We start from the raw sequence: 1,124 nt of genomic DNA, 5'->3' as shown, positions 1-1,124 counted from the left end.
CCCGGGGAGGGGCGCCGGGATACAGTCCGCTGCGTGTTCTACGCGTGTGTGCGGGCGGTGGTGGCGCTGGCGCTGCGGCTCTTCTACCGGGTGAAGGTGAATGCCCCGGGAGAGGCGCCCTCGGGGCCGGTGCTCTTCGTGGGCAACCATCCGAACGGGCTCATCGACCCGGCGCTGGTGTTCATCCTCACGCGGCGCCAGGTGACGTTCATGGCCAAGGCGCCGCTGTTCAAGCTGCCCGTCATCGGCTGGCTGTTGAAGGGGCTGGACGCGCTGCCGGTGTACCGCAAGCAGGACGACCCGACGCAGATGGGGCGCAACGAGGGCACGCTGGACGCGGCGAAGGGCGCGCTCGTGCAGGGGCGGGCCATCACCATCTTTCCGGAGGGCAAGAGCCACTCGGAGCCGGAGCTGGCGGAGCTGAAGACGGGCGCGGCGCGCATCGCGCTCAACGCCGCGCGCGAGGGCGCCCCGGTGCGCATCGTCCCGGTGGGGCTCACCTACGCGGCGAAGAATGTCTTCCGCAGCGAGGTGCTCATCGACCAGGGGGCGCCCATCGACGTGGTGCCCTTCCTGCCGAAGGACGCGGCGTCGGAGCAGGACGCGGTGCGCGCGCTGACGGAGCGCGTGGCGGAGGGCCTGCGCGCGGTGACGCTGAACCTGGAGCAGTGGGCGGACCTGCCGGTGGTGCAGGTGGCGGAGCAGCTCTACGCCTTCCGCCAGGGCGGCACGCTGGACGCGGAGCGGCTGCGGCTGTGGGCGCGAGGGGTGCGGCTGTTCCGGACGCAGGAGCCGGAGCGCTACGAGCGCCTGCGGCAGCACCTGTCCTCGTTCGGCCATCGGATGTCGCTGGTGCAGGCCTCGCGGCCGGAGGAGCTGTCCGTGGAGTACCGCCCGGGCAACGTGGTGCCCTTCGCGGTGAAGACGCTCTTGCGACTGGTGTTCGGGCTGCCGCTGTTCGCGCTGGGGCTGGCGGTGTTCGGCATTCCGTATCCGCTGCCCCGGATGGCGGCGCGGCGCGCGGAGCTGGACGTCCAGGCCACGGTGAAGTTCCTCACCGCGGTGGTGGTGTCCGTCGCGTGGTGGTGGGGGCTCACGGCGGTCGCGGCGGTGTGGGGCCTGTC

Annotated in this window: 1 protein-coding gene; it reads left to right on the top strand. The window is 72.2% G+C overall.

Annotated features, from left to right (window positions below):
- Positions 1-33 precede the first annotated feature (33 nt).
- Positions 34-1,124, top strand: a 1,091-nt coding sequence (locus D7W79_RS42130) for a lysophospholipid acyltransferase family protein (RefSeq protein WP_120530770.1), incomplete at its 3' end; no start/stop codon positions are given.

The sequence above is a fragment of the Corallococcus exercitus genome, from assembly GCF_003611585.1.
GTDB lineage: Bacteria > Myxococcota > Myxococcia > Myxococcales > Myxococcaceae > Corallococcus > Corallococcus exercitus.
This window is presented reverse-complemented; position numbering and strand designations above follow the sequence as displayed.